The organism is Micromonospora sp. KC606, assembly GCF_004348675.1.
Classification (GTDB): Bacteria; Actinomycetota; Actinomycetes; order Mycobacteriales; family Micromonosporaceae; genus Micromonospora.
Map to the genome: position 1 here is coordinate 1 of NZ_SMKN01000266.1, position 7284 is coordinate 7284.

Genomic DNA, 7284 nt, shown 5'->3' on the forward strand with positions numbered 1-7284 from the left:
CCTCCCCGGCCGCGCCGCCGGCGTTCCCGGGTGCCATCCCGGCGTTCCCGGACCCGACCAGCAACAACCGGCCGATGAACGGGACCCGGCCGCACGGTCCGGGTGAGCGCCCGGCGGAGCCGTTCGGCGCACCCGCCAACCCGGTCGCCGGCGGTTCGGCGCCCGTGCCCGGGTACGGCCATCCCGCGCACGATCCGGCGCACGGCGGCTCGCCGTCGCCGTTCGCCCCGGCCACCCAGCCGTTCCCCCAGGCCGGGCAGCAGCCGTTCCCGCCCGCCGGCCAGCCGTTCCCGCCGGCGGGGCAGCAGCCCTTCGCGCCGGCGGGGCAGCCCGACCAGCCCGGTCAGCCTGGCCCTAGCAGTTGGCCTCAGGACCCGGAGCCGGAGCAGGGGCGCTTCGACGCCTTCAAGCCGGATGCGGAGCCGAAGGCGGAGCAGCCGCCGCCGAAGGTCCGCAACGGCAGGGTGCTCGCCATCGTGCTGATCGCGGCGGTGCTGATCCTGGCGGTGCCGCTGGGTCTGCTCATGCTGCTCGGCAAGATCAACAGGGACGACGCCAAGCCGGCCGGCTTCAACCCGGCCGTCGGCTCCTGCGTGAAGAAGTCGGGCAGCGGCGCGGCGGCGGCGGAATGCGGCGAGCAGGACGCGTTCACGGTCGTGTCGAGGGTCGACAACAAGGACAAGTGCACCGACCCGACCCAGCCGTACGTGGTGCTGAAGGGCAACGACGCGAACCCGGTGCTCTGCCTCAAGAAGGCTGCCGGCTAGTCAGCTCACGAGGATGGGGCCACGGACGTCCGTGGCCCCGTCGACGTTCCCCCCAGTTGGTAGCCAAGCCAGCTTGGACATAGCGGGACGCGGGCACTGAGCCGCCGGCTGCGCCAACCACAGCGCCCCGGCGTAGCCGCGGGCGCTTTCGCGCGTCTGAGGTCAGGCCCGGTCCGCGACCCGGACGACGAAGGCCCGCCAGGCTGCGGGGGAAAAGACCAGCGTTGCGCCGGTCGGGTCCTTCGAGTCGCGAACGCCGACGACGCCGGGGACACCCGCCCCGTCGCGCCGGCTGCCGGCCGATGATGCGGCACGATGGGGTGATGAGCGCACGAGTACGCGCCCCCGAGCTGCGGGGTCGGGCATGGTTGAACACCGGCGGCAAGGTTCTCCGGCTGGCGGACCTGCGGGGACGGGTAACAATCCTCGATTTCTGGACCTTCTGCTGCATCAACTGCCTGCACGTGCTCGACGAACTGCGCCCGCTGGAGGAGAAGTACGCCGACGTGCTCGTCGTGGTCGGCGTCCACTCACCGAAGTTCGAGCACGAGAAGGACGCCGACGCGCTGGCCGCCGCCGTCGAGCGGTACGGGGTGCACCACCCGGTGCTGGACGACCCCGAACTCGACATGTGGCAGCAGTACGCGGCGAAGGCCTGGCCGACCCTCGCGGTGGTCGACCCGGAGGGCTACGTGGTGGCCACCATGGCCGGCGAGGGGCACGCCGAGGGGCTGGCCCGCCTGATCGACGAGTTGGTCGCCACCCACGAGGCGAAGGGCACCCTGCGCCGCGGCGACGGCCCGTACGTGCCGCCGGCGGAGCCGGAGACGACACTGCGTTTCCCCGGCAAGGCGGTGGTGCTCGACGGCGGCACCCTGCTGGTCTCCGACTCGGCACGGCACTCCCTGGTGGAGTTGGCCCCCGACGGCGAGGAGTTGCTGCGCCGGATCGGCTCCGGTGTCCGGGGCCGCGCCGACGGGCCGGCCGGCACGGCGTCCTTCGCCGAGCCGCAGGGGCTCTGCCTGCTCCCGGCGCACACCGCCGAGATCGCCGGGTACGACCTGGTCGTCGCGGACACCGTCAACCACCTGCTGCGTGGCGTACGGCTGGCGACCGGCGAGGTGGTGACCGTCGCCGGCACCGGCCGGCAGTGGCGCGGCACGGTCGACGACCACTCCCACGACGCGCTCTCCGTCGACCTCTCCTCCCCCTGGGATCTCGCCTGGTACGACGGCAGGGTGGTGGTGGCGATGGCCGGGATCCACCAGCTCTGGTGGTTCGACCCGGTGAAGCGCACCGCCGGCATGTACGCCGGCACCACGGTCGAGGCGCTGCGGGACGGCCCGCTGGCCGAGGCCTGGATGGCGCAGCCCTCGGGACTGTCGGTCTCGGCCGACGGCAGCCGGTTGTGGATCGCCGACAGCGAGACCAGCGCGGTGCGGTACGTGGAGAACGGCGTCATCGGTACCGCGGTGGGGCAGGGGCTGTTCGACTTCGGTCACGTCGACGGCCCGGCGGACCGGGCGCTGCTCCAGCACCCGCTCGGGGTGCTGGCGCTGCCGGACGGCTCGGTGCTGGTCGCCGACACCTACAACGGCGCGGTGCGCCGTTTCGACCCGGCGACCGTCCAGGTCGCCACGGTGGCCGACGGGCTGGCCGAGCCGAGTGATCTGGTGCTGACCGCCGAGGGTGACGTGCTGGTGGTCGAGTCGGCCGCGCACCGGCTGACCCGGCTGGCCCCGGGGGCGCTCTCCGTGGCCGGCGCGAGCACGGTGGACGGTCCCCGGCACCGGCTGGAACGCCAGCCGACCGACGTGGCGGCCGGTGAGGTCGTCCTCGATGTGGTCTTCACGCCCGCTCCGGGGCAGAAGCTGGACGACACGTACGGCCCGTCGACCCGGCTGGTGGTCTCGGCGTCCCCGCCGCAGCTGCTGCTGGAGGGGGCCGGTACGACCACCGACCTGTCCCGCCGGTTGGTGGTCGACGGCGAGGTGGCCCAGGGGGTGCTCCAGGTGACCGCCCAGGCGGCCACCTGCGACGTGGACGTCGAGCACGCCGCCTGCCACCTGACCCGCCAGGACTGGGGCGTACCCGTGCGGGTGGTCGAGGGCGGCGCGGCGCGGGTGCCCCTGGTGCTGCGCGGCCTGGACGTCTGACCCGCAGGCGGCGGGTGACCCGCCGGACGCCGACATGACCATTCCCGGCGATCGCGGCCCGGTCGGTGAGACGGCCGTCCGGGCGGGTCACCGGCCCGGCTGCCCCGGTCAGGCGAACGGCTTCGGGGTGACCCCGGCGTCGATCAGCGCGGCCCGCACCAGCGCCGCCGAGGCGACCGCGCCGGGGCTGTCGCCGTGCAGGCAGATCGAGGCGACCTGACAGGAGATCACGCTGCCGTCGACCGCGACGACGGTGTGCTCGGTGGCCATTCGGACGGCGCGGGCGACCACCTGGTCCGGCGCGGTGACCAGCGCGCCGGGCACGGTGCGGGGCACCAGCGAGCCGTCGGGCAGGTAGTTGCGGTCGGCGAAGCCCTCGGCGACCACCGGCAGGCCGGCGCCGGCGGCGAGCTGGGCGAGGGTCGAGCCGGGCGCGCAGAGGATCGGCAGTTCGTGGTCGTACCCGCTGACGGCGGCGACGAGGGCCGCGGCCTGGGACTCGTCCACAGCGGCGGCGTGGTAGAGCGCGCCGTGCGGCTTCAGGTAGCGGACCCGGGTGCGGAACAGCCGGCAGAACGCGTCGAGGGCCCCGAGCTGGTAGATCACCTCGTCGCGCAGGTCGGCGAAGGCGTACTCGATGCGGCGGCGACCGAAGCCGGCGAGGTCGCGGTACCCGACCTGGGCGCCGACCGCGACGCCGCGCTCGGCGGCGGCGGCGCACACCCGGTGCATGGTGGACGGGTCGCCGCCGTGGAAGCCGCAGGCGACGTTGGCGGAGGTGACCAGATCCAGCAGCGCCTCGTCGTCGCCGAGTCGCCAGATGCCGAATCCCTCGCCGAGGTCAGCGTTGAGGTCCATGGAACGTCACCGTAGTGCCTGGGCGAGCCTGAGCGAGCCCTGTCACGTCGTCCACCACCCCGATGACCGGGTAACCGCCGGTGGTGGGGTGGTCGGCCAGGAAGACCAGCGGTTGGCCGTCGGCGGGCACCTGCACCGCGCCGAGCACGACGCCCTCGCTGGGCAGTTCCCCGGCGACCGCGCGGGGCAGCGGCACACCGAGAAGTCGCGCGCCGACCCGGTTCCCGACCGGGCTGACCGTGTACGCGGTGCGCATCAGCCGGTCGAGGGCGTCGGCGGTGAACCAGTCGGCGCGTGGGCCAGGGCGCAGGGTCAGCCGCAGTTGGGTGGGCACCGCCGGGACGACGGTGTGGTCCACCGGTGGCGGGTGGCCGGGCCATGGGCCGGTCGGGAGGTGGTCGCCGTCGCGTACCGGGGGTGGACCGAGGCCGGAGAGGGTGTCGGTGGCGCGGCTGCCGAGCACCGGCGCGACGGCGATCCCGCCGCCGACGGCGAGCCAGTGGCGCAGCCCGGCCCGGGGCGGGCCGATCCGCAGCACCGCGCCGGCCGGCACGGACAGCGGGCGGCCGACGTCCCCCGGACGCCGGCCGATCCGCACCTCGGCGTCGGCGCCGGTGAGGGCTACGGTGGCGGCCCGGGTGAACCGCAGCTCCGCTCCGCTCAGGGTGATCTCCAGCCCGGCTGCGGTGGGCGGGTTGCCGACCAGCCGGTTCGCCAGGGCCAACGCCGCAGGGTCCAGCGCCCCCGACCGGGGTACGCCGAGGTGCGCGTACCCGGGCCGGCCGAGATCCTGGACGGTGGTGGCCGGACCGGCCCGGAGCACCTCGATCATGCCGGCACCAGCCGGACGTGGGTGCCGGGGGTGAGCGTGGCGGGCGGGTCGGCGGAGACGTCGAACAGGGTCAGTCCGGTGCGGCCGACGAGCAGCCAGCCGCCGGGTGAGGCGGCGGGGTAGATCCCGGCGTACGACCCGGCGAGCGCCACCGACCCGGCGGGCACCCGGGAGCGTGGGCTGGGCAGCCGGGGCACCGCCCACCGTTCCGGCAGCCCGGCGAGGTACGCGAACCCGGGTGCGAAGCCGCAGAACGCCACCCGGAAGCCGGTGTCCGTCAGCCGGGCGATGGCCTCCGGCACGTCCACCCGCCAGTGGGCGGCGACGCGGGGCAGGTCCTCCCCGTCGTACACCACCGGGACGTCGACGGTACGGGCGGTGGCCGGGGTTGGGGCGGGACGCGGTGTCCAGGCGGCGATCCGGGCGGCGGTGGCCTCGGGGTCCGGCACGCCGTCGAGGAGCACCGTCGCGGCGGCCGGGACGATCTCCACTGCGCTCAGCTCGCCGGCGTCCCGGCGGCGCCACAGCTCGGCGTGCCAGGCCGCCACCTGACCGGGGTCGGCGCAGTCCAGCAGAAGGGCCTGCTTGCCGACGGCTCGGATCCGCATGCCGCCATCCTCGCCGATTGGTCGACGGCGCCCGGGCGGTGGACCCGGGTTGGACGGTGACCAGTGGCACTACCTGCAAGTAACCTACGGTGTCGTAACCTGGATGGCGTGACCTCCCCCGCACGTATCCGCCTCAGGCCGGTCGACATCGGTAAGCCCCGGATGCGCGGCTGGCTGCACACGTACGCCTTCTTCGTCGCGCTCGTCTGCGGCGTCGTGCTCTGCTCGATCGCGGCCACCCGCCCTGGCTGGGCCCCCCTGGTGAGCTGTCTGATCTACAGCCTCACCGTCTGCGGCCTCTTCGGCACCAGCGCCCTCTACCACCGTCGGGTGTGGTCGGAGCGGGGCTACCAGATCATGCGTCGGCTGGACCATTCGATGATCTTCGCGTTCATCGCCGGCACCTACACCCCGTTCTGCACGCTGCTGCTGGACCGCCGGATGGCCACCCTCATGCTGAGCCTGGTCTGGGGCGGGGCGCTGGCCGGCGTGGCGCTGAAGTTGGTCTGGCCGCACGCGCCGCGCTGGGTCTCCGCCCCGCTCTACCTGGCGCTGGGCTGGGTCTCGGTGGTGATGCTGCCGGCGATCCTCCACCAGGGCGGGGTGACCGCCCTGGTGCTGCTCGCGGTCGGTGGGGCGATCTACAGCGCCGGCGCGATCTTCTACGCGCTACGCAGGCCGAACCCGTGGCCCACCGTCTTCGGCCACCACGAGTTCTTCCACGCCTGCACCCTGGTGGCTGCCGTCTGTCACCACGTCGCGATCTATTTCGCCCTCTTCGCCTGACCGCCCAGCCCGACCCTCGGCCAGCTTGCACCCGACCCTCGGCCAGCTTGCAGCTGATTCAACTCCGTTTACGGCAGATGGCGGTGTCCGGTCGCAGGGACACCGCCATCTGCCGCATACGGAGTTGGTCGACGTTCAAGCCTTCGGTCCCAGCCCGCCGGGATCAGCCCGGGTAGCCCGGACGCCGCACCTCGCGGTACTCCTCCCGAACCACCCGGTCGTCCTGCACCGGGACGACCCGGTCGGCCACGACCCGGCCCGGACGTACCGGGGTGGTGACGACCGTGCGGCGGCGGTTCCAGAAGTGCAGGGTGATCAGCAGGCCGGCCACGCCGGTGAGCATCAGCACCCAGCCGACCACGGTGAGGTTGAGCCATCCCAGGTTGGCGTCGACGGCGAACGCGAAGATCGCGCCGATCGCGATGAGGAATATGCCGGCACCGATGCCCATGACGTCGCCTCCTTGGCTGTCCAGTGGCGTTTCCGCCCGTCGCGGCCATCGACGAGCTGGTGGCATCCATCGACTTACCCCGGCGGCCCGACCGCCAATCAGGCAAGCTGTGCCCATGACGGACAGCAGGGGCGGAACGCGGACGCTGGTGCTGGTCAGGCACGCCAAGGCCGAGAGCCCGGGGGCTGGCCCGGACGTCGATCGTCGGTTGACCGCGCGCGGGCACGCCGACGCAGCCGCCGCCGGGGCCTGGCTGGCCCGACACGGCCTCCTACCGGACGTGGTGCTCTGCTCGGCGGCCCGACGGACCCGGCAGACCTGGCACGACGTGGCGCTGGGCATGAATGGGTCCCCGCCGGAGGGTGGGCCGGCGGGGACGTCTCCGGTGGTGCGTTACGAGACCGCCGCGTACGAGGCGCAGCCGGAGGATCTCATCGAGCTGATCCGGTCGGTTGACCCGGCCGCCGCCACCGTGCTGCTGGTAGCCCACAATCCGGGCATCTCACTGCTCAGCGTGCTGCTGGACCCGCAGCGGGCCGATCCGGACGGCCTGCGCACCACCGATCTGGTGGTGCACCGTCCGAGCACCCCGTGGCGCGAGCTGGCTCCCGACGGTGCCGAGATCACCCACCGGCACACCGCCCGAGGCTGACCCCCGCGCTCCGCTCCCGCTCACTCCGGTGATCATGGAGTTGGCGAGTCGGAGGGTGTTCTCCACCGCGCCAACTCCATGATCAGCGCGGCGGGTCCCGAGCGGGACGGTGGGAGGAAGAGAGGACAGGACGGCTGGTGGTGGGCGTCAGGACGGTGGAGCGGTGGGGGGCGG

At 73.6% G+C, this 7284-nt stretch carries 8 protein-coding genes and 1 pseudogene; 4 read left to right on the forward strand and 5 right to left on the reverse strand.

Translation table 11 applies throughout. The features are described from left to right. Positions 1-767, forward strand: a pseudogene (locus tag E1193_RS28645) (hypothetical protein); the annotation flags it as partial. A gap of 162 nt (positions 768-929) precedes the next feature. On the opposite strand, the gene E1193_RS28650 reads toward E1193_RS28645, so the two are convergent. Then, entirely contained in the window at positions 930-1133 is a 204-nt protein-coding gene (locus E1193_RS28650) for a DUF397 domain-containing protein (RefSeq protein WP_132186288.1), read from the reverse strand. Between E1193_RS28650 and E1193_RS28655 the strand changes: the two genes are divergently transcribed. Further along, entirely contained in the window at positions 1091-2923 is a 1833-nt protein-coding gene (locus tag E1193_RS28655) for an NHL domain-containing thioredoxin family protein (protein ID WP_132186289.1), read from the forward strand. The genes E1193_RS28650 and E1193_RS28655 overlap by 43 nt on opposite strands. A 108-nt stretch (positions 2924-3031) precedes the next feature. Here the strand turns inward: E1193_RS28655 and E1193_RS28660 are convergent, their stop codons facing one another. Genes E1193_RS28660 through E1193_RS28670 form a run of 3 tightly spaced genes read right to left on the reverse strand, consistent with a single transcriptional unit; the run spans position 3032 to position 5221 of the window. After that, entirely contained in the window at positions 3032-3781 is a 750-nt protein-coding gene (locus tag E1193_RS28660) for a 5-oxoprolinase subunit PxpA (protein ID WP_132186290.1), read from the reverse strand. Further along, positions 3765-4613 carry a biotin-dependent carboxyltransferase family protein gene (locus E1193_RS28665; protein WP_132186291.1) on the reverse strand — a complete coding sequence of 283 codons (849 nt, stop codon included), beginning with the start codon at positions 4611-4613 and terminating at the stop codon, positions 3765-3767. Before E1193_RS28665 ends, E1193_RS28660 begins: the two co-directional genes overlap by 17 nt. Then, complete coding sequence (locus E1193_RS28670) at positions 4610-5221, reverse strand: allophanate hydrolase subunit 1 (RefSeq protein WP_132186292.1); 612 nt, start codon at positions 5219-5221, stop codon at positions 4610-4612. Before E1193_RS28670 ends, E1193_RS28665 begins: the two co-directional genes overlap by 4 nt. A gap of 108 nt (positions 5222-5329) precedes the next feature. Between E1193_RS28670 and E1193_RS28675 the strand changes: the two genes are divergently transcribed. After that, positions 5330-6007 carry a hemolysin III family protein gene (locus E1193_RS28675; RefSeq protein ID WP_132186293.1) on the forward strand — a complete coding sequence of 226 codons (678 nt, stop codon included), beginning with the start codon at positions 5330-5332 and terminating at the stop codon, positions 6005-6007. Between the two features lie 163 nt (positions 6008-6170). Here E1193_RS28675 and E1193_RS28680 read toward each other — a convergent pair whose 3' ends face one another. Then, a complete protein-coding gene (locus E1193_RS28680) occupies positions 6171-6458 on the reverse strand; it encodes a DUF6458 family protein (RefSeq protein WP_132186294.1) in 288 nt (95 codons plus the stop codon). A 115-nt stretch (positions 6459-6573) separates the two neighbouring features. Here E1193_RS28680 and E1193_RS28685 point away from each other — a divergent pair, with 115 nt between their 5' ends. Then, on the forward strand, positions 6574-7110 hold the full coding sequence (locus E1193_RS28685; RefSeq protein WP_132186295.1) for a histidine phosphatase family protein: 537 nt from the start codon (positions 6574-6576) through the stop codon (positions 7108-7110). The last annotated feature ends 174 nt before the right edge of the window (positions 7111-7284 follow it).

What these genes read in the sequence shown, in the direction of transcription:
- E1193_RS28655 (WP_132186289.1), top strand. Translation starts at nt 1,091, where the DNA reads ATGAGCGCACGAGTACGCGCCCCCGAGCTGCGGGGTCGGGCATGGTTG.
- E1193_RS28650 (WP_132186288.1), bottom strand. Translation starts at nt 1,133, where the DNA reads ATGCCCGACCCCGCAGCTCGGGGGCGCGTACTCGTGCGCTCATCACCC.
- E1193_RS28660 (WP_132186290.1), bottom strand. Translation starts at nt 3,781, where the DNA reads ATGGACCTCAACGCTGACCTCGGCGAGGGATTCGGCATCTGGCGACTC.
- E1193_RS28665 (WP_132186291.1), bottom strand. Translation starts at nt 4,613, where the DNA reads ATGATCGAGGTGCTCCGGGCCGGTCCGGCCACCACCGTCCAGGATCTC.
- E1193_RS28670 (WP_132186292.1), bottom strand. Translation starts at nt 5,221, where the DNA reads ATGCGGATCCGAGCCGTCGGCAAGCAGGCCCTTCTGCTGGACTGCGCC.
- E1193_RS28680 (WP_132186294.1), bottom strand. Translation starts at nt 6,458, where the DNA reads ATGGGCATCGGTGCCGGCATATTCCTCATCGCGATCGGCGCGATCTTC.
- E1193_RS28685 (WP_132186295.1), top strand. Translation starts at nt 6,574, where the DNA reads ATGACGGACAGCAGGGGCGGAACGCGGACGCTGGTGCTGGTCAGGCAC.